Genomic DNA, 16,997 nt, shown 5'->3' on the forward strand with positions numbered 1-16,997 from the left:
GGTCCGGGAGCAACGGCTCGATCCGCGCCCACTGCGCATCAGTCAACGGCACACCCGGACCAACGACCGACTGATCCAAACGAAACTGCCTAGTCGCTCCCCGGGAGCGACTCCGTGCACAAGCTCACTCCTATGTCGGCCAGCTGCGTGCTGTTGCCGACGCGCTTGAAGCACAGTCGGAGTCGCAAGGTGATCCGCTTGCCCCCATCCGGACACCTGAAGGTCATCAATAGTCGGCACACCAAGCGCGGGCAGCTGAACTACGCCGTCCCTGATTCCTTCAGCTACAACGGCGTATCCGTCGCTGCAATGCCGACACCGAGATACCCCACGGCGACATCGTCGCCCTGGCCCTCGACGCCTGGCTCCGGGCCAAGGGTTACCCGCCTGATCCCAAGCACCTCGGTAACAATGCGCCATGACGGAACACACCGGTCAACCCTGGCTTTGTTCGCGAGTTTCGACAGCGGTTGTTCATCGTTTCGGGAGGCACCCGGATCGCGTCGAGGTTGATGTTCACGAAGATGGACAGCACCCCGCCGTCGAGATTCCAGTCGGGCAGGGCGGGTCTCGGCATCAGGGGTTCACGCCGCCGCCCGAGCCGGTTCTGTGGGCTGTCCGGGGCAATGTAGCCCGCTCCCGCTTGTGCCTGCTGCGAGGGCACCCACACCGCGCTGGACCATTGGTCTCGTCAAGACGCAGGAAGCGTGGCTGAGTGCTGAGTGGTATCGAGGGGAACCGACCGATGGACAGAGCCGGACGTCCGGATCGTAGATCGCTGCTTACCGGCGGACTTGCGGTCGCCACGGTCGCGCTCGCGGGGTGCTCATCGACGATGGCCGCCTCGTCGGCGACCAGCGCCTCGCCGGAAGCGCGGCCCACCACGCCCGCCACGGCATTCGCGCGGCTGATGGAAGGCAACAAGCGCTGGGTTACCGGAAACCTTCAACACCCAGACCGGGATCCGAACCGGCGACAGCTCGTGGCCCAGGAGCAGGAGCCTTTTGGGGCGGTCCTCTCGTGTATCGACTCCCGAGTGCCGCCCGAGCTCCTCTTCGATACCGGCCTGGGTGACCTTTACGTGATGCGCACGGGCGGGGAGGCGGTCGGCCCGGTGGTCACTGGCTCTGTCGAGTACGGGCCTATGACGAGTGGCACCCCTCTCATCGTGGTCCTCGGGCATCAGCGCTGCGGCGCCGTCAAGGCGGCGTACAAGTCCCTCCGTGACGGCAAACCACTGCCCGGCAACCTGCAGGCGATCGTCAAGGCCCTGCAGCCGGCGTACGAGCAGGCAGCCCGGGAGGGTGGCGCCGACCCGGTCGAGACCATGGCCCGCGCCCAGGTCAAGTTGACCGCGGCCGATCTGCGCTCCAACCAGGACCTGGCCCCACTCGTGAGAAAGGGCGCCCTTGCCGTCGTCGGCGCCTACTACTCGCTCGACACCGGCAAGGTGGAAGTCGTGGGCGGCGCGCCCTCCTGACCGGTCGGACGAGTCGAACGGCCGACGAGGCACTGACGGACGCGGACTGCGAGTACGGCACGATGCTGTCGAAACTCATGAACACTCCGTCCCGCTGGCGGCGGCCGAGTGCCTCCCGAGCCGCTGTTGAAGTGCGGTCCGTTCTCGTGGACAAAGCCAGGTCAACTCCCGCTGCCGGACATCGGCGAGGGCCGACCGACTGCGCCGAATACGTCGCGCAGGTCGACCTTGGCCGGCTGCCCGGTTGGTCTGCGGTCGAGCCGGGCCTTTCTCCAGGCTGTCAACGTCGGCTCGATTAAGGCCCATCGGGCGTCGGACAGGTCGCTGGGGTACGGCTTCCGCTGGCTCACGCCGTAGCGTGATCATGGATGCGGCGGACGGTGCTGTTCCGCTACCGCTGGGCGTTTCTGTCTGATCTTCAAACCAGACGGACTTCGTGCACGAGAACCGGAGCAAACGGGCGGCCAAGTTCGCAGCCTGATGGACGCAAGGGTGCAGGTATAGGGCAAACGCCTCAAGCCTGACGTTCATGAAAGTTACTTACCGACGTAGACCATCCCTAAATGCCCACTTAGAGGTCGTTTTCACCTGATTTGCATCGCTTCAGTGGCCACAAGGAGATGCTCACGCCTCTTGGGTATCGGGTTGCTAAGCGACGCGGCGAGAGGAATCGCCGATACGAACACCCTTTGGATCGAAACGGGCTTCAGGGGATGAGAGTGTCAATTCGGACTCCCGTCGAACCTCACCGGTCATGTGGGTGCACCAGCGCCTCAGGGGGACCTCTTGACGCTGGGGCGTGTTGGGATCAAACAGACTTCATCGATGAAAACGACCTCTTAGAGGGCGTTTATGCAGGTCCGTACCCATATGCGACTCTCGCCCCTGTCCTGCCCTGAGAGCTTTTATCCCGTAGGCGTCGAAGGACGCTCCCTGGGACGGAGGCTTGGTCATCCGTCTCGTTCGCTTCAACACCTGGAAGTCTGTCTGGTCTGAAGATGCGACGGAATCGCCTGATGGGCAGCGGAACCGTGCCCTCCGGCTCATCGTGATCACGCTACGCCGTGAGCGAGCGCAAGCCGTACCCCAGCGACCTGTCCGACGCCCGAAGGGCTTTGATCGAGCGGGAGGAAGCGCGGCATCCTCACCGACACGATCGGCCTCACCCTTGCCGTGACCGTCACCGCCGCCCGGCCTATCAGAGAACGCCCTGGGAATACGCCTCCTCGACCAGGCGAAGGAGAAGTACCCGACCATCTCCAAGAGTTGGGTCGACACCGGTTTCAAGAACGCCGTAGTCGAGCACGGCGCCCGCCTCGGAATCGATGTCGAAGTCGCCAACAGGAACCCGGGTACCCGCGGGTTTCACGTCGTGAAAAGACGCTGGGTGGTCGAGCGGAGTATCGGTTGGATCATGATGCACCGCCGTCCGGTCCGCGACTACGAGACCCTCACCGCCAGCTCCGAAGCCCGTGATCCACATCGCTTCGGTCGACAACCTCACCAGGCGCATATCGGACGAGACCACCCCCACCTGGCGAGGCACGTACTAGGGCATCAAGGGCAATCTGCCTACTTCAAACGCCCTCTTAGGCCGGCGGAGCGACGAAGCAGCCGCGGTCGGGATCGTTGAACATCTCCTTGAAGATGTGTTCGCTCACCGGGGCGGCCGTGCCCCACTGGTCGGTGACATCCGGATTGGAGACGTCGTACACGTGGGGATGCCAGAGGTCCTCGTCGATGGTCTCCAGCTCCGTGGTGTACTCGACGACGTTGCCGTGCGGGTCCTGGAAGTACGTGAAGGTGTTGTCGCCCGCCGTGTGCCGTCCCGGGCCCCAGATCGAGCGGTGCCCGGCGCGGATCATCCGGCCCGAGCCGCGCAGGTACTCGTCGATGCCGCGCATCTCGAAGGAGATGTGGTTGACCGAGGTGTGCGGGCCCTGGGCGATGGCCATCGAATGGTGCAGATTGCTGATCCGCAAGAAATGCAGCGCCTCGCCCATACGCGGATGCATGAGCGTGTCGGACAGGCGGAAACCGAGGTGGCGCTCGTACCACCGCAGGGTCCGGTTGATATCCGGCGAGTTGAACACCACGTGCGACAGCTTGACTGGGATCGCCTCCTTTTCCTCGATCTTCCGGTGCTGCCGCACCGCGACGTCGGCGGAGACCTCGACGGTGCGGCCGTCGACGTCGAAGAAGCGGAAGCCGTAGCCCCCGCCAGGGGTGTCGACCTTGCCCGGCTGTGAGATCAACTGCACCCTGCTCGCGAGGAGTTGTTCGGCGAGCGCGTCGACGTCCGCCGCGCTCGCGGCGCCGTACGAGACCAGGTCGAGCCGCTTCGCGTGGGCCTTGCGCAACCGGACCACGTACTGCTCGGGCGAGCCCTCGGCGGCGAGAAAGGAGATGCCCGAGTCCTCGGCGACCTGGGTCAGGCCCCAGACGCCGGAGTAGAACTCGAGCTGCTTGTCGTAGTCGGGCACGGCGAGGTCGACGTGCCGCAGATGGGTGAGCAGGCGCATGGCGTTTCTTCTTTCGCAGGAGAGAGGAGGCGCAGCGGCCTCACCTGGTGTTGGGTTCGGCGTCGGAGGAGGGTGGCGCGCGGCATGCCCGCCATGTCCCCGATACCGACGAGGCGCCGATCTGGACCTGGGGCGTGGTCGAGCGCGGCAGAGGCGATACGACGAGGACGAGCAGTCGGGCCGCGCGCGGAGGCCGCCTGTGTTGCGCGCGTCTCCGTGCCGCCGGCACTCGTGCGCCCGGTCAGGTCGAGGCACCGTGAAGACGACGACCGGGCGTGCCGGCGGCTCAGGACGGGCGTTCCGCGACGCACCGGGTGCGCTGGACTCCGAGCCCACCGATCGTCGACTCCATGACGTCGCCGTCGCGCAGCAGGATGCCCCGCAGAACGCCGTTGCCGGTCGGGCTGCCCGTCAGAATCAGGTCACCGGGGACAAGTTGGGCGGTCTGGGAGATGTGCGACACGATCCGTGCGATGGTGAAGATCATGTCCTTGGTGGACTCGTCCTGCATGGTCTCGCCGTTCAACTTCAGCGTGAGATGCAGGTCCTGGGGGTCGGCTATCGACTCGGACGGGACGATCCACGGGCCCAGCGGGGTGAAGCCGGGCGCGTTCTTGCAGCGCAGCCAGTCGGTGCCGATCGCGGGTACGTCCTTGCGGAAGATGCCGGCGCGGTCGGTGAGGTCGTTCGCGATGGTGTACCCGGCGACGTAATCCAGGGCCTCCTCGGGGGACAGCCGGTGAGCCGGCCGTCCGATGACGGCGGCCAACTCCAGTTCCCAGTCCGGTTTTTCGGCCCAGGCAGGGAGTACGACGTCGTCGTACGGACCCGTCACGGCGCTGGGCAGACCGATAAAGACGTAGGGCTGCTCCTCGGCCGCCCGCCTGTCCATCTCGGCGGCGAGATCGGCCCGGGCCTGCTCGGCGGTGCGCGGGTCGTCGGCTGGACGGTAGATGATCTCCATCTCGATCGCGTGCTGCCGGTAGTTGGCACCGGCCTGGAAGACCTGGAGGGGGTCGATGGGGGCATGCACGCGCAGCCCTTCCAGCGGGAGCCACGACTCGGAGGCGTCCGTCGCCAGAGCGCGCAGCCGGGGCAGTACCTCGTCCCAGCGCTCGAAGAGGCCACGGGTGGTCAGGCGTGGTTCGCCGAGTGCGGTGCAAAGGTCCAGCACCTGTCCCGCGGGGACCACGAGGCCGGGGAAGGGCGCTTGGTCCGGGGCGGAGAGCGTGCCGAGGGCGAAGGTACCGGCGATGGTCACCGGCGGGGTCACAGGCTTCATTGGCGTGTCTTCCTGGTCTGCCATGTGACTAATCTGGCCCGACACATTCCCATCAGGGAAATCGATTCTTCATATAGGGTCCATTGGTTCAACCAATTCCTTCGGTGTCCAGGACCGTGCCATGAACCTCGCCAACCTCGACCTCAACCTCGTCGTCGCCCTGCGTGCCCTGCTGGAGGAACGCAACGTCACCCGTGCGGGACAGCGCATCGGCCTCAGTCAGCCCGCGATGAGCGGATCCCTGGCCCGGCTCCGGCGTCACTTCGACGACGAGCTGCTCGTCCGCGTCGGCGGCCAGTACGAACTGACCGCCCTCGGTCGAGTCCTCCTCGACCGCACGGCGGCGGTCTGCGACATGACGGAACGCCTCTTCAGCAGCAAGGTCGGATTCGACCCGGAGACCGAGTCCCGCGAATTCCACCTCGTGTGCTCCGACTACGCCGTGACCGTGCTTGGCACCGCACTCGTCCGCGCACTCCGCCAGGAGGCGCCGCGCGTTCGAGTGCGGTTCACGCAGACGCCGGCCGACATCGTCGGCACCGCCGCAACCGTGCTGAGCGCGGTCGATGGCGTGCTCATGCCGCACGGCATCATCAGCGGGTTCCCCGCCGTCGAACTCTACGAGGACGAGTGGGTCTTCGTCGTCGCCGAGGACAACACCGAGGTCGGCGACCATCTCACCCGGGACGACCTGGCACGGCTCCCCTGGGTGACGTATCAGCGTGTCTACGACGCTCCGCCCGTCCACCAACTCGGCCTGCTCGGGATCGAGCCGCAGGTCGAGATCTCGGTCGACAGCTTCCAGGTACTGCCGTTCCTGGTCGCGGGCACCCACCGTATCGCTCTTACTCAAAGGCGCCTGGTCGAACGCCTGCTCGCCAGTGCCCCCGTTCGGATCATGCCGGCCCCCTATGAGGCCGCACCCCTGCGGGAGGCGCTGTGGTGGCATCCGGTCCACAGTCATGACGCGGCACACACCTGGCTGCGTGAGACGGCCGCGCGGGTCGCACGCTCCGTGATGGGGTAAGGCCCGATGTATTGCACAGCACATATTCGCACCACACGTAACATCGCGGCATGGATGCTATCGAGGAGTTCGGACTGCTGCTCAAGGCGCTTACCCGCGAATCGGACCGACGGATCAACGAGCTGCTCCGGCCGCTGGAGATCACCGCGAGCCAAGCCGAGGCGCTGCAGCTGCTCGACCGGTACGGTCCGCTGTCCCTCGGCGAGTTGGGCACCCTCCTGATCGCCGAGGGCGGCCACCCGAGCCGGTTGGTCGACCGGATGGTCGCCTCAGGACTGCTCCGACGCGAATCCGCCAGCGACGACCGCCGCCGCGTCGAAATCTCCTGCACCGACCGCGGCAGCGAACTCGCCCAGGCCGCGCGCGAACGCAAAGAGATTTTCCGCTCCTGGGTGCGCGACCAGTTGTCCGGCCAGGACCTGGCCTCCACCACCGCACTGCTGGAGAGCTGCCTGCGCGGCACCCAGTTGGCGGAGACCGTACGTACCCGCCGCGAGCACGCTCTGGCCGAGGAGACGGCGGATCCGTCCCCCGGCCGGCAGGCGTCAGAGATCTGAGGGCTCGACGATCGGCCAGTTCGTCTCCGGACGGGTGAGGGAGAGGTCGAAGACCTTGGTCACGGCGTCGGGATCACCCGGCGTCATGGGGTGCGCGAGCAGGTCGACGACGGTCTGTGGCGGCCCCGGCACGGACGCGGGCCGCTGAACCGGCATGTGCTCGATCGGCACTCGATGCCCGTTGATCAGCTCGGGCAGGTCCGCGAGCGCGAACTCGCTGGGGCCGACCAGGTCGTAGGTGCCGGCCTCGCCGCGCCCCAGGGCGGCCTGGGTCAGTGCGTCGAGGATGTCGGCGGAGTGGGTGGGCCGGAAGCGCTGGGTACCGTCACCGACGACGCGCACCGGGGCGCCCGGCGCACTCTGGCGGAACATCAGCTCGAAGGGGGCGGGCGCCTGACGTCCGCCGACGACTGCGTGGATACGGAAGATCACATGGCCCGCGACGGTCCGCACCAGCTCTTCGGCCTGACCCTTGGCCTTGACGTACCAGTTGTCGTGCGCGGGGTCCGCGCCGACGTACGACAGGTAGACGAGCCGCGCCGCGGGGTTGACCGAGTCCAACACCCTGCGGGTGGTGGCGACGGTGCCGGCTTCGTAGCTGTCCCAGTCACCGGCCGCGAACACCCCGCAAAGGTGGACCACCGTCGACGCGTTCGCCAGTACGTCGACGGCTCGCTGGGACCGCATCCAGTCGTCGACGACCTCGCGGACGGGCAGGTCCTGCGCTCTCCGGACGAGCGCTACGACATCGGCGTCCTGCTCGGCCAAGCGCGACAACATCTCACGTCCGGTGCGGCTGTTGGCTCCGGTCACGACAACGGGGCCGGTGGATTTCGACACGGGCTACCCCTCTCGATCTTCGTCGGCGGAAATTATATTGTACAGCATATATTCGCACAGCACACATCGACCCGCTAGGCCAACCTGTCGTCCTGGCTCAGCCCAGCCCGAGGAGGTCGTCGGTGTCGGCGTGGGCGACGCGTGCGCGGACGTACGGTTCGACGGAAGGGGGTCGCTGCGGCCGCGACCTGGCGCAGATGGGCCGGCCCGGTGTGGATCTGCGCACGGGTGCGTTCGGTGGCGGCCATGAGCTGGGTGATGGTCAGTCCGGCGGGGCGGGCCTCCTGCAGGGCAGCAAGGATCGCTTCGGCGTGGACGTGAGCGGGGCAGCCCCACCCCTATCGCCTACTCACCCGATCCCTTCAGATGCTGCTGGAGCTGCTCGTCGAGGTCACCTCGCGCGGGTGACGGCGTTCTCGGTCAAGTCGGCCGTGGCGCTTACCCGGGCAAGTCCCCGGCCGATCGCGTCGCGTTCGGCGTCGTTGTAGTGCTCGCCGCGCCGGTTCGGCACGATCCTGCCGGCCGTCGTGACCAACTGCGCGCAGGCCGCGACGAGGTCCATGAACTGGGCACTGAGCTCCATGCGCTGCAACTGCGGGGCAGCCTCCTCCTGCACGAACTGGGCCTCGTTAACTGCGGGCCTGGCGGTGTCGTCGGCCATGGCCTTTGAGGCGACGGCCGAACGGCGCAGGAAGTCGGTAGTCACCGCCGTCACCGAGTCATCGGCGGCCAGGTCGTGGATCGCCTCCACCTCCTTCTGGACGCTTAGAGGGGCGTCGACCTTCCAGTCCACCATCCGCTTCACACCGTCGCGCGTCCACCGCGGCTGTCCGCCGCGCGGATTGGGCGGGGCGTTGGTGACCGTCTCGAAACGCTCCTGCTCATCGTGATGCTGGCCAGGAGCTTGTGGATCGTGTGCGAGACGTCCGCCCTCGGAGCTCCTTCGGCCGGTGCGATGACACCCACCGGTAACTGACGGACCGTCGTATAGGCAAGTCCCACACGACGCCCCGCACTCCGGGCACCTGGACCCATGCCGACCTGGACCCCCTTGGTCCTCGCCCCCGCCCGCCGCAGCCGGCGCCAGTGCCGCGAGCGCCACGCCGACGAGCAGAACACCCCCGTCGCCTTCGCCGACGGCATCAATGGACCGCCGCGCCCCGAGCAGAGCCGCGGCCCAGCGTTGCGGCCGCGCCAATACTTGAATATGACGTCAAGTTCAAGTATACAGGGCGTAGTGAACCGAGGTGCGAGGCGCAAACTGGCGGAGAAACCCAACTCCTCTTCGGATCCCGACATTTCTGCCACAGGGAGGTGTCATGGAACTGTTTCCGGTGCCCGACCGCGCCAAGCGTTATCAGGCGAATCCGTTCGGGTTCATTGACGGGTGCGTGTATCCCGCCGAGGACGTCTACGAGCGGCAGATGCCCGCCTCTGGGGCACTTCCACCCTCCGGTCATCGAGGACCTCATGCACGAGGCGCGCGCCCGAGGCCTGTGGAACCTCTTCCACCCGCGCTGCCAGGAAACGATACCTGAAGCCCGGGTTCAAGGTCTGGGAACCGGGGGAGCCCTCGGTCTCATGAGAGACCCGCCTGACAAATCGCCGATCAGCAGAGAGGTTCGAGATATATGACAGCATCGAGGGCAGCAAGCCCCGAATTCGCGCAGGCCGTGAAGAGCGCGGTGCTGAGCATGCCGGCCGCGCAGCACCTGGGCTTCGCATTCGGTCGGGTGGAACCAGGAGAGGTCGAGATCATTCAGCCGTATCGCAAGGAACTTACCGAGCACAGCGGCTTCTTCCAGGGCGGGGTGATCGGCTCACTGGCGGACTTCGCCGGAGGCTCGGCGGCTGGAACCTTGCTGCCGCCCGGGTGGGTGAACATGACCATCGATTACACCGTCAAGATCCTGGCTCCGGCGAAGGGCGAGAAGCTCGTCGCACGCGGCCGGGTGGTCAAGGCGGGCACCACCATCACGGTCGCTGCGGCCGATGTCTTCTCGGCCGACCAGGCCGAGGAGAAACTTTGCGCCACAGCCCTTGTGACCATGCGCAACATCAAACTGCGCAAGGGCTGACGCCCGGTGCCGGACGACGAACGCGCAGAACACACGGTGCTGATATGACGGGGTGAATGTCGCCGACCTCGTGCAGGCGGTCCTGGACCGCCGCGGGCGGCGCGGTGCGGGTCGGCCGGGACCTGTACAAGGCAGCGCACCGTAGCTACGCCGGTCTCCTTACAGACGACGTCCGAACGGCAGGTGCCCTGGTCCTCCCGGACACCGTCCGCTGGCAGGCCGCGGTCGAAGCGCACGTCCGGGCCCAGGGTTTCGACGCCGTCGTGGAGTCGGCACTCGCCGACCCAGACGGCTTCCGTACCTCCTCCCGCGCCTACCGGCGCTCCGGCCACCGCATTGAGATCGTCGTGGTCGCCACCCCGGAGGCCCTGAGTCAGCTCGGAATCGTGGACCGGTATCTCAACGAGGCCGCTGCCGGAGGCGGACGGTACGTGTCGTGGCAAACAGGCCGAAGGGTTTTCCCGGATGAAGGGCCGCTCGGTCAGCCGCAGTGCAGGGGCCTCGTGGGTGAGGCCGGCGGCCCGTGTTGCGAGCGGCACGGAGTTGCTCGGCCTCGATCGTGGCGAGTGTGCGCAGCACCCCTTCGCGTACGTGTCGTGGTTGCATCGGACACGGCCAGGAATCACGCCGCGGATACCAGCAGGTCGCCGACGGCAACGGCCGCCTGGCCCCCGCTGCCCGGCGCGGCCTCGCGCATCGTCCACTACATGGCCGACCTGCCCCTGTCACAGGTGTCCGGCGCCCAGTGGCTCGACGGCGAACCAGCCACCCGTCAGCGGTGGCGCGCCCTGGTCACCGCCCGCCGCAACCACCTGGGCATCGACCAGCCATGAACACGCGTCCCCGTCTCGTTTTCCACACCCGCCCTGACAACCGTCTGCGGTCGGCGCCGGGAGAACCGCCAGGCCGAAGGTCAGGACGGGTTCAGTGGAGTAATGCCGGTGCCCGCGTACAGCTCGGGTTCCAGCGACAGGACAGTGAGTGGTTCCCCCGCCTTCACCGCATGCCAGGCGATCGCTGCCGCGTGCGCCACCGGCCAGTCGACGTTTGTCCAGTCCATCGCATCCACCGCGTGCGCCGCGGTGAACGGCACGTTCTCCGCGAACCGCAGGGACGCCGCGTGCTTGCCGGCACCGGCGACCTGCCGTTCCGCGGCCAGCATGGACAGCGACGGGATGATGACCCGGCCAGTGCCACGCGAGGCCTCGATGTAGAGGCCGGTGACGAAGGGATCCGCACGATACAGGGCGGCCAGAGCGGTATGGTCCAGGACGGCCGTCAGGTTCATGCGGCGCCGCCCTGATGTGCGCGGATCTTCGCCCAGGCGTCCTGGCCGGCCTGCTGGACCTGCTCGGTGTACTCGATGCCGAGCTCCCGTGCAGCCTCCCGGGCGCGCTGCTCCCGCTCTGCAGCCGTGAGCTCGCGGGTAGCGAGGTCCTCCAGCAGCTCCGTGATGGTGGTGCCGCGCTCCTCTGCGAGGATGCGCAGCCGGTCGCGCACTTCCTCGCTGGTTTTGATGCTCGTCGGCTTGCTCATAGAGCCGATTCTACCGCCGGTAGACATGACGGGGATCATGTCTCCGAGCGCGCCGTCGGCGCAGCTGGGGCCCACCAGAGGCGGCTCTCGGATGGCGGGACGACCTGGCGACGGCATGGCTGCCCCACCGGCCTGGGGCGGGATGCGAAGGCTGACCGCCATGCGGCCGATTCCAGTCACAACCCTGTTGTCTGGCCGAATTCAGTGCCATCCTGTGACCGCGGTGATCCTCTTCCTCCCCCAGGCGGAGACCCCCTGGCCCCGTCCGTGTGCTGTCACCTGGGCGGGGCCGCGCCGTCCCTCCCGGCCTCCCCACGGGAGGGCCGACGGCTGCGCAGACCTCGCACCATGTGCGCCCTTTACACGCGGTCGCCCCCTACGTGCTTGGATCGGACACTGTCTGGCCTGCGGTTCTAGAGATGTTTTGCCGTTTTGTCCGATGTCGTTGAGGGTGAAGAGCGCCAGCGGATCGCTCCGCTGAGGTGGCACTGGCCCGGGTGGACCGGTGTCTTCCCGTTTCACTGCCTCCCGCCGCCCGGCCCGTGGGCTGGGCGGTCTTACGAGGGCTCCGCGGGCGTTTTGTGTCTCCCCTCTACCAGGGGCGACAGGCCGGTCGACGGGGACGGCATGGGTCGCGATGTTGTGCGCGGCGTTGAGTCCCGGTCGATCGTAAGGGTGCAGTTGGTGCAGTGGAACGTCCTGTCCGCGAGCGTGAGGCGTGGGTATTGCCACCCGCAGGCGGAGCAGGTCTTGCTGGAGGGCCTCCAGCGGTTACACAAGTCCGGCTGGAGTATTAGACCGTGTCCTATGTGGTGATCGCTCGGTGGTCTGTGTATGGGGCGGGGTACGTGGAGTTGGATTGTTCCGGACGGGCTGTGGGAGATCGCCGAGCCGCTGATCCCACCGTCGAAGGTGCGGCCACAGGGCGGCGGAACGCAGGACAGCAGTCCTGCACCAACTCGACGACGCAGGGCTCATCGACGTCTCCCGCGTCATCCTCGACTCCGCCCATGTACGGGCTACGACATTCCCTGCCTGTCACGCAGACACGGGGCGAGCTGATTCATGCGCCCGGACCTTCAGTCACCGGACGCTGATCGAAGCGATCGTCGCCGACGGCCCCCGAGGCGAGAAGGCGGCGCAGCGCTCTTCGTGCCAAAGCGGGGCGGCCACCGAGCGCACGGCCTGTCCGCCGTTTCGGTCAAGCAGTCATTCGATGCCGTGTCCTGCCCGCGTGGCGACCGCACCTGTCTGGTCGGTCTGCGCCCCGAGAATCACGCCCCAGCACCGCCATGGTCTGACAACTGCATCACACCGTGTAGCACACGATGAGCACAGCCACCGAGAAGGCCAGCATGCCCAGGCAGTTGAGCCAGAACTCCTGCTTGAGGAACCGCGCCCGGAAGTGCGCATACGCCGCACACATGAAGTACCCGATGACGGCGACGTTTGTGGTGAACGCGACACCGGGGTACTTGAGGCCGACTGCCAGTCCAACCGCCGCCAGGAGCTTGATCACGACGAGGATCCACCACCAGTCCCGCGGCAGCCGGACCCCGTCGAGACACCGCTGGATGAAGCCCGGCGGGCGCAACGACATCACGGCGTCGCCGAACAGGACGAGCGCCAGCAGTGCCGTGAGCCACCAGTAATGGGGTGTGTCGGTCATTCGTCTCCTCCTTCATGGGCGATCACGAATTCGATCACCTCATGGAGCTGGTCGATTGCGTCGTGCTCACTGATGGCACCGTTGGAGACGGTCATGAGGATGCCGAGATAGGAGAAGTAGCTGACGCGCGCCCCACGACCGGCATCGACGCCGGACAGACCCGCTTGCGTGAGCACTCCATCGATCTCGGCGATCAGAGACAGCGCGAGGTTCTGGAAGATCGCCGACTCGCGTTCTCCTCGCACGATGATCGCCGCGTACTCGCGTGAGAGTTCCTCGTCGCGTGCGAAGTACCGGATGAAAGGCTCGAAGAGAGCCATGACTGCGTCTACCGCGACGCCTGCGGTCAGTGGGCCGGAAGCTGGTCCGTCGGCGCCTTTTCTCTCTTGGTGTACGGCATCGATCCAGCGGTCGAAGATGGCGACCAGGAGTGCGTCCTTGTCACCGACCGACATCACAGTCCCGGTGCTGACTCCCGCATCGGCAGCGATCTGACGGACCGTTGTGGCGCCGAATCCTTGCGCGCGGAACAGCCGCTCGGCTGCAGCCAGCACCTTCTGTCGCGTCGCCTCCCGCTTCGCAGCGCGAGACTGAACAGGTTCAGTGAACATGTTCAGAAAGCTACATTGTCGAATCTCTGGGCGCAACACCCATCGGAAGCCGCCCACTACTGACCTTTGCGGCGTGATGTTGTTGGGGGCTGACGAGGTGTGATCGTCGCGGTATGCCTGGTTGTGTGAGGTATCCGCAGGGTGGTGGGCTGACGCCTGAACGGCAGGCGTTTCGCGAGCGGATCCGGCTGGAGGCCGCGAAGCGATTCGCTGCCGGTGCCTCCAACGCGGAGGTCGCCAAGGACTTACGGGTGAGTGTGCGCTCGGTGCAGCGCCGGCGCCGGGCCCGGCACGACGCCGGCACCGAGGGGCTGCGGTCTGCCGGGCCCGTCTCACGGCCCGAGCTGAGCGAGGCCCTGTTCACCGTGCTCGAGCAGGAGCTCGCCAAAGGGCCGGTCGCGCATGGCTGGCCGGACCAGACGTGGACGCCGGCGCGCATCAAGACGCTGATCGGGCGCCGGTTCCACAAGAGCATGACGCGGCGATCGCGGGGATGCTGCACCGGCACGGCTTCAGCCACCAGGTCCCGGCCCGCCGAGTCATCGAGCGCGACGAGGAGGCCGTGGCGGGCTGGGTGAAGGAGACCTGGCCGCAGGTGGAAGGTCCGTGGCGGCGCTCGAGGCCTGGCTGTGCTTCGAAGGCGAGGCCGGCTTCTCGATGACGCCGCCCACCGCACGGACCTGGGCCCGGCGCGGACGCACACCCGTCATCCGGGTCCGGGGACGCTCCCAGCGCCGCTTCTTAATCGCCGCTCTGGCCTGCTTCAAGCAGGGTGAACGCTCACGGCTGATCCACCGGCCCAAGCGGCATCTCGGTCACAAGCGCGGCGGCAGACGCAGTTTCACCTGGACCGACTACCGCGACCTGCTCATCGCCGCGCACCAGCAGCTCGGCGCACCCATCGTGCTCGTGTGGGACAACCTCAACGTCCACAAGGACCGCCGACTGCGGGAGTTCTCGGCTCCGGTGGTGGCCGACGACGCGCAGCCCGGCCTCCTCGCCCACCGGTGCCAGCGGCTTCAAAGGCAGGGACACCGCCCGGCCCGCTGCCCGAATCGCCGCAGCCGGGACGGTTTGCGGCACACCACCGCCGGGCGGAGCCTGAAGGTGTACGCCTCTGTCCGAGGAGAGGAGGCGGGGCTGTGAGCAGCATCGTGGACCGCGTCACCCTGTTGTTCCGGAGCAAGGCGAACAAGGCCCTGGATCGGGCCGAGGATCCCCGGGAGGTGCTGGACTACTCCTACGCCCAGCAGCTTGAGCTGCTGCGCAAGGTGCGGCGCGGGGTGGCGGATGTGGCCACCAGCCGCAAGCGGGTGGATCTGCAGTCGGTACAGCTGCAGCAGTACGCCGGGAAGCTGCAGACCCAAGCACAGCAGGCACTGGCCGCAGGCCGCGAGGACCTCGCCCGCGAGGCGCTGACCCGGCGCAGCGCAGTGACGTCCCAGCTCAACGATCTGCAGAGCCAGCAGGCAGCATTGCAGGCCGACGAGGACAAGCTCACCGTCGCCTCGCAGCGCCTGCAGGCCAAAGTGGACGCCTTCCGTACCCGCAAGGAGACCATGAAGGCCACTTACACCGCGGCCGAGGCCCAGACCCGCATCACCGAGGCCGTCACCGGCATCAGTGAAGAGCTGGGCGATGTCGGCCTGGCCATGCAGCGTGCCCAGGACAAGACCGAGCAGATGCAGGCGCGCGCCGGCGCCCTGGACGAGCTGATCGACTCCGGGGTCCTGGCGGACGCCACCCTTCCCGCCGGCCGCGACGACATCCAGGCAGAACTGGAGGCCCTCAGCTCCGGCACCGAAATCGAGCAGGAGCTGGCCTGGATGAAGGCCCAACTCCCCGCATCCGCAGCCCAACCGGCGGCCGTAGAAGGCGGCAGCCCGAACCGTCCGCCGGGCCAGGAGGCACCATGATCATCAGGATTCTCGGCGAGGGCCAGTACGACGTCACCGATACTCACCTCGACGAACTGAACAAGCCGGACTCGGCCCTGCAGTCCGCGGCTGACGCCGACGACGAGGCGGCATTCCACACCGCGCTTAACGCCCTCCTGGACACCGTGCGCCGCCTGGGCACACCGCTGTCCGACGAAGCAATCACGCCGTCCGACCTCGTGCTTCCCGACCAGGACGCCAGCCTGAACGACGTCCAAGTGCTGCTGTCGGACGAGGGCCTGATCCCGGGGTGAACACACCGGGTCGATCGGTACAGCGGCGTTCGACGAAGACGAACCTTGCATCGGCGGCCGGGGTGACGGCCAATACGCGATTACGGCCGATCGCGGTTCTCAATGGGCCCGAATTATGGCTGCCAAGTCGCTCGGGCGGTCCGCGATCGGCCGGAACGAGCGGGAAATACCCGTCATGTCACTGCGTACGAACCCCACTTGACTTGACGCCGGCGACGACACGAGCTCGCGCAGGAGAACCGCCCTGGAGAGCGCGAACCCACACGTTCGAGTCGGCACCGTCGGCTGGACTATCGGTCACCGATGCCGGTGCCGCCGCTCCTGGAGCTTCCTCATCTGCTCCTCGATGCGCTTACCGCGCCCTTGGTCCTTGTGCCGCGACTTGCTGCTCTGCCCGCCCTGGCTCATCTGGCGCAACTTGTCAGCCATGTCTTTGGCCCGCTGCCTCATCCCTTCAGCACCCATGACCACACCTCCCGCATTGCTTTTGGTCCTTCTGACCAGATTGTCATCCGGTTCGGGACCTCGCATCTGGCAGCACCACGGGGCTGACCGCAGTTGTGTTGCGTCAACCGGTGCGGGTCTGCCGCAGTGCCGGTGGACGGCACGCTCGACCTCCAGCCCGTCACCTCCGACACGACGGGCCCAGCCACACAGGATGCCGCTCCCTGAGCGGGCGCCCCCGCCATCCGACCGTTCAGGGGCTGTCCGCTTCAACACGCTGAAGTTGACAGCGAAGCGGATCGCCAGGCGCGGCTGGTAGCTGATGATGTTCGCGACCTGGGCGGCGTGGTCGCGACCGTAGCGCTGGTAGACGTACTGGATGACCTCCTCGCGGCGGCCGGGCTCGAAGTCGATGTCGATGTCGGGCGGACCGGCCTTCTCGAGCGACAGAAATCTCTCGAAGAGCAAGCCGTCGTGGTGCAGGACGTCGACCGAGGTGATCCGCAGGACGTAGCAGACGAGGGAACTGGCCGCCGAGCCGCGGCCTTGGCACCAGATGCCGCGGCCGATGGCGTACTGGCAGATGTCGTGGACGATCAAGAAATAGCCAGCCATCCCCAACTCAGCGATCACAGCCAGCTCGTGGTCGAGCTGCCGCCACGCGCGGGCGGCGGCCGGGTCGTCACGATCCCCGTACCGGGCGGTGCAGGCCCGCTCGGCGAGGTAGCGGAGCCAGGAGTCCTCGTCGTATCCGGCGGGG

17 protein-coding genes and 6 pseudogenes are annotated in these 16,997 nt (G+C 67.1%); 12 read left to right on the top strand and 11 right to left on the bottom strand.

The window, feature by feature from the left end:
* Nucleotides 1–835 precede the first annotated feature (835 nt).
* Entirely contained in the window at nt 836–1,480 is a 645-nt protein-coding gene (locus tag ACIBBH_RS31245; RefSeq protein ID WP_399410375.1) for a carbonic anhydrase, read from the top strand.
* Between the two features lie 197 nt (nt 1,481–1,677).
* Here ACIBBH_RS31245 and ACIBBH_RS31250 read toward each other — a convergent pair.
* Nucleotides 1,678–1,830 (bottom strand): annotated as a pseudogene (locus ACIBBH_RS31250) (IS5/IS1182 family transposase); the annotation flags it as partial.
* Nucleotides 1,831–2,605: 775 nt separating this feature from the next.
* On the opposite strand from ACIBBH_RS31250, the pseudogene ACIBBH_RS31255 reads away from it, so the two are divergent.
* Nucleotides 2,606–3,033: pseudogene (locus tag ACIBBH_RS31255) on the top strand (transposase); the annotation flags it as partial.
* A 36-nt stretch (nt 3,034–3,069) separates the two neighbouring features.
* On the opposite strand, the gene ACIBBH_RS31260 reads toward ACIBBH_RS31255, so the two are convergent.
* The gene (locus tag ACIBBH_RS31260) at nt 3,070–4,002 is read right to left on the bottom strand and encodes a VOC family protein (protein WP_399410377.1); all 933 of its coding nucleotides are present in this window, start codon (nt 4,000–4,002) and stop codon (nt 3,070–3,072) included.
* A 286-nt stretch (nt 4,003–4,288) separates the two neighbouring features.
* On the bottom strand, nt 4,289–5,284 hold the full coding sequence (locus ACIBBH_RS31265) for a fumarylacetoacetate hydrolase family protein (protein WP_399410379.1): 996 nt from the start codon (nt 5,282–5,284) through the stop codon (nt 4,289–4,291).
* A gap of 121 nt (nt 5,285–5,405) precedes the next feature.
* Between ACIBBH_RS31265 and ACIBBH_RS31270 the strand changes: the two genes are divergently transcribed.
* Entirely contained in the window at nt 5,406–6,311 is a 906-nt protein-coding gene (locus ACIBBH_RS31270) for a LysR family transcriptional regulator (RefSeq protein ID WP_399410381.1), read from the top strand.
* 50 nt (nt 6,312–6,361) lie between these two features.
* Entirely contained in the window at nt 6,362–6,868 is a 507-nt protein-coding gene (locus ACIBBH_RS31275; RefSeq protein ID WP_399410383.1) for a MarR family winged helix-turn-helix transcriptional regulator, read from the top strand.
* Here the strand turns inward: ACIBBH_RS31275 and ACIBBH_RS31280 are convergent.
* Entirely contained in the window at nt 6,857–7,708 is an 852-nt protein-coding gene (locus tag ACIBBH_RS31280) for an NAD-dependent epimerase/dehydratase family protein (RefSeq protein WP_399410385.1), read from the bottom strand. The two genes, ACIBBH_RS31275 and ACIBBH_RS31280, sit on opposite strands and share 12 nt — an antisense overlap.
* 391 nt (nt 7,709–8,099) lie before the next feature.
* Nucleotides 8,100–8,810 carry a DUF6192 family protein gene (locus ACIBBH_RS31285; protein ID WP_399410591.1) on the bottom strand — a complete coding sequence of 237 codons (711 nt, stop codon included), beginning with the start codon at nt 8,808–8,810 and terminating at the stop codon, nt 8,100–8,102.
* 529 nt (nt 8,811–9,339) lie between these two features.
* Here ACIBBH_RS31285 and ACIBBH_RS31290 point away from each other — a divergent pair.
* The 3 genes and pseudogenes from ACIBBH_RS31290 (at nt 9,340) to ACIBBH_RS31300 (ending at nt 10,619) form a co-directional block, all read left to right on the top strand.
* The gene (locus ACIBBH_RS31290) at nt 9,340–9,786 is read left to right on the top strand and encodes a PaaI family thioesterase (protein WP_399410387.1); all 447 of its coding nucleotides are present in this window, start codon (nt 9,340–9,342) and stop codon (nt 9,784–9,786) included.
* A 56-nt stretch (nt 9,787–9,842) separates the two neighbouring features.
* Nucleotides 9,843–10,181 (top strand): annotated as a pseudogene (locus ACIBBH_RS31295) (zeta toxin family protein); the annotation flags it as partial.
* Between the two features lie 201 nt (nt 10,182–10,382).
* Nucleotides 10,383–10,619 carry a hypothetical protein gene (locus ACIBBH_RS31300; protein ID WP_399410610.1) on the top strand — a complete coding sequence of 79 codons (237 nt, stop codon included), beginning with the start codon at nt 10,383–10,385 and terminating at the stop codon, nt 10,617–10,619.
* A gap of 80 nt (nt 10,620–10,699) precedes the next feature.
* Here ACIBBH_RS31300 and ACIBBH_RS31305 read toward each other — a convergent pair whose 3' ends face one another.
* The 3 genes from ACIBBH_RS31305 to ACIBBH_RS31315 form a co-directional block, all read right to left on the bottom strand.
* A complete protein-coding gene (locus tag ACIBBH_RS31305; protein WP_399410389.1) occupies nt 10,700–11,074 on the bottom strand; it encodes a PIN domain-containing protein in 375 nt (124 codons plus the stop codon).
* Nucleotides 11,071–11,322, bottom strand: coding sequence for a hypothetical protein (locus ACIBBH_RS31310; protein ID WP_399410391.1), 252 nt, complete (start codon nt 11,320–11,322; stop codon nt 11,071–11,073). The genes ACIBBH_RS31305 and ACIBBH_RS31310 overlap by 4 nt, the downstream gene beginning before the upstream one ends.
* Nucleotides 11,323–11,879: 557 nt before the next feature.
* A complete protein-coding gene (locus ACIBBH_RS31315; protein WP_399410393.1) occupies nt 11,880–12,101 on the bottom strand; it encodes a zinc ribbon domain-containing protein in 222 nt (73 codons plus the stop codon).
* Between the two features lie 55 nt (nt 12,102–12,156).
* Between ACIBBH_RS31315 and ACIBBH_RS31320 the strand changes: the two are divergent.
* Nucleotides 12,157–12,343 (top strand): annotated as a pseudogene (locus ACIBBH_RS31320) (IS5/IS1182 family transposase); the annotation flags it as partial.
* A 288-nt stretch (nt 12,344–12,631) separates the two neighbouring features.
* On the opposite strand, the gene ACIBBH_RS31325 reads toward ACIBBH_RS31320, so the two are convergent.
* A complete protein-coding gene (locus ACIBBH_RS31325; protein ID WP_399410395.1) occupies nt 12,632–12,991 on the bottom strand; it encodes a DoxX family protein in 360 nt (119 codons plus the stop codon).
* Entirely contained in the window at nt 12,988–13,602 is a 615-nt protein-coding gene (locus ACIBBH_RS31330) for a TetR/AcrR family transcriptional regulator (RefSeq protein ID WP_399410397.1), read from the bottom strand. Before ACIBBH_RS31330 ends, ACIBBH_RS31325 begins: the two co-directional genes overlap by 4 nt.
* Nucleotides 13,603–13,727: 125 nt before the next feature.
* Here ACIBBH_RS31330 and ACIBBH_RS31335 point away from each other — a divergent pair.
* From ACIBBH_RS31335 to ACIBBH_RS31350, 4 genes and pseudogenes are all read left to right on the top strand, one after another.
* Nucleotides 13,728–14,263: pseudogene (locus ACIBBH_RS31335) on the top strand (winged helix-turn-helix domain-containing protein).
* A complete protein-coding gene (locus ACIBBH_RS31340; RefSeq protein ID WP_399410593.1) occupies nt 14,260–14,748 on the top strand; it encodes an IS630 family transposase in 489 nt (162 codons plus the stop codon). The pseudogene ACIBBH_RS31335 and the gene ACIBBH_RS31340 overlap by 4 nt, the downstream one beginning before the upstream one ends.
* On the top strand, nt 14,745–15,518 hold the full coding sequence (locus ACIBBH_RS31345; protein WP_399410399.1) for a PspA/IM30 family protein: 774 nt from the start codon (nt 14,745–14,747) through the stop codon (nt 15,516–15,518). The genes ACIBBH_RS31340 and ACIBBH_RS31345 overlap by 4 nt, the downstream gene beginning before the upstream one ends.
* Nucleotides 15,515–15,793, top strand: coding sequence for a hypothetical protein (locus tag ACIBBH_RS31350; protein WP_399410401.1), 279 nt, complete (start codon nt 15,515–15,517; stop codon nt 15,791–15,793). The genes ACIBBH_RS31345 and ACIBBH_RS31350 overlap by 4 nt, the downstream gene beginning before the upstream one ends.
* 297 nt (nt 15,794–16,090) lie before the next feature.
* Here the strand turns inward: ACIBBH_RS31350 and ACIBBH_RS31355 are convergent.
* A pseudogene (locus ACIBBH_RS31355) lies at nt 16,091–16,912 on the bottom strand (hypothetical protein); the annotation flags it as partial.
* Nucleotides 16,913–16,997: the final 85 nt, after the last annotated feature.

Origin of the sequence: Streptomyces sp. NPDC051636 (genome assembly GCF_044453765.1) — a bacterium.
GTDB lineage: Bacteria > Actinomycetota > Actinomycetes > Streptomycetales > Streptomycetaceae > Streptomyces.

Excerpts from the sequence above, each read along its gene's own strand:
- ACIBBH_RS31340 (WP_399410593.1), top strand. The coding sequence starts at position 14,260 with ATGACGCCGCCCACCGCACGGACCTGGGCCCGGCGCGGACGCACACCC.
- ACIBBH_RS31290 (WP_399410387.1), top strand. The coding sequence starts at position 9,340 with ATGACAGCATCGAGGGCAGCAAGCCCCGAATTCGCGCAGGCCGTGAAG.
- ACIBBH_RS31305 (WP_399410389.1), bottom strand. The coding sequence starts at position 11,074 with ATGAACCTGACGGCCGTCCTGGACCATACCGCTCTGGCCGCCCTGTAT.
- ACIBBH_RS31270 (WP_399410381.1), top strand. The coding sequence starts at position 5,406 with ATGAACCTCGCCAACCTCGACCTCAACCTCGTCGTCGCCCTGCGTGCC.
- ACIBBH_RS31350 (WP_399410401.1), top strand. The coding sequence starts at position 15,515 with ATGATCATCAGGATTCTCGGCGAGGGCCAGTACGACGTCACCGATACT.
- ACIBBH_RS31260 (WP_399410377.1), bottom strand. The coding sequence starts at position 4,002 with ATGCGCCTGCTCACCCATCTGCGGCACGTCGACCTCGCCGTGCCCGAC.
- ACIBBH_RS31330 (WP_399410397.1), bottom strand. The coding sequence starts at position 13,602 with ATGTTCACTGAACCTGTTCAGTCTCGCGCTGCGAAGCGGGAGGCGACG.
- ACIBBH_RS31245 (WP_399410375.1), top strand. The coding sequence starts at position 836 with ATGGCCGCCTCGTCGGCGACCAGCGCCTCGCCGGAAGCGCGGCCCACC.
- ACIBBH_RS31310 (WP_399410391.1), bottom strand. The coding sequence starts at position 11,322 with ATGAGCAAGCCGACGAGCATCAAAACCAGCGAGGAAGTGCGCGACCGG.
- ACIBBH_RS31275 (WP_399410383.1), top strand. The coding sequence starts at position 6,362 with ATGGATGCTATCGAGGAGTTCGGACTGCTGCTCAAGGCGCTTACCCGC.
- ACIBBH_RS31325 (WP_399410395.1), bottom strand. The coding sequence starts at position 12,991 with ATGACCGACACACCCCATTACTGGTGGCTCACGGCACTGCTGGCGCTC.
- ACIBBH_RS31265 (WP_399410379.1), bottom strand. The coding sequence starts at position 5,284 with ATGAAGCCTGTGACCCCGCCGGTGACCATCGCCGGTACCTTCGCCCTC.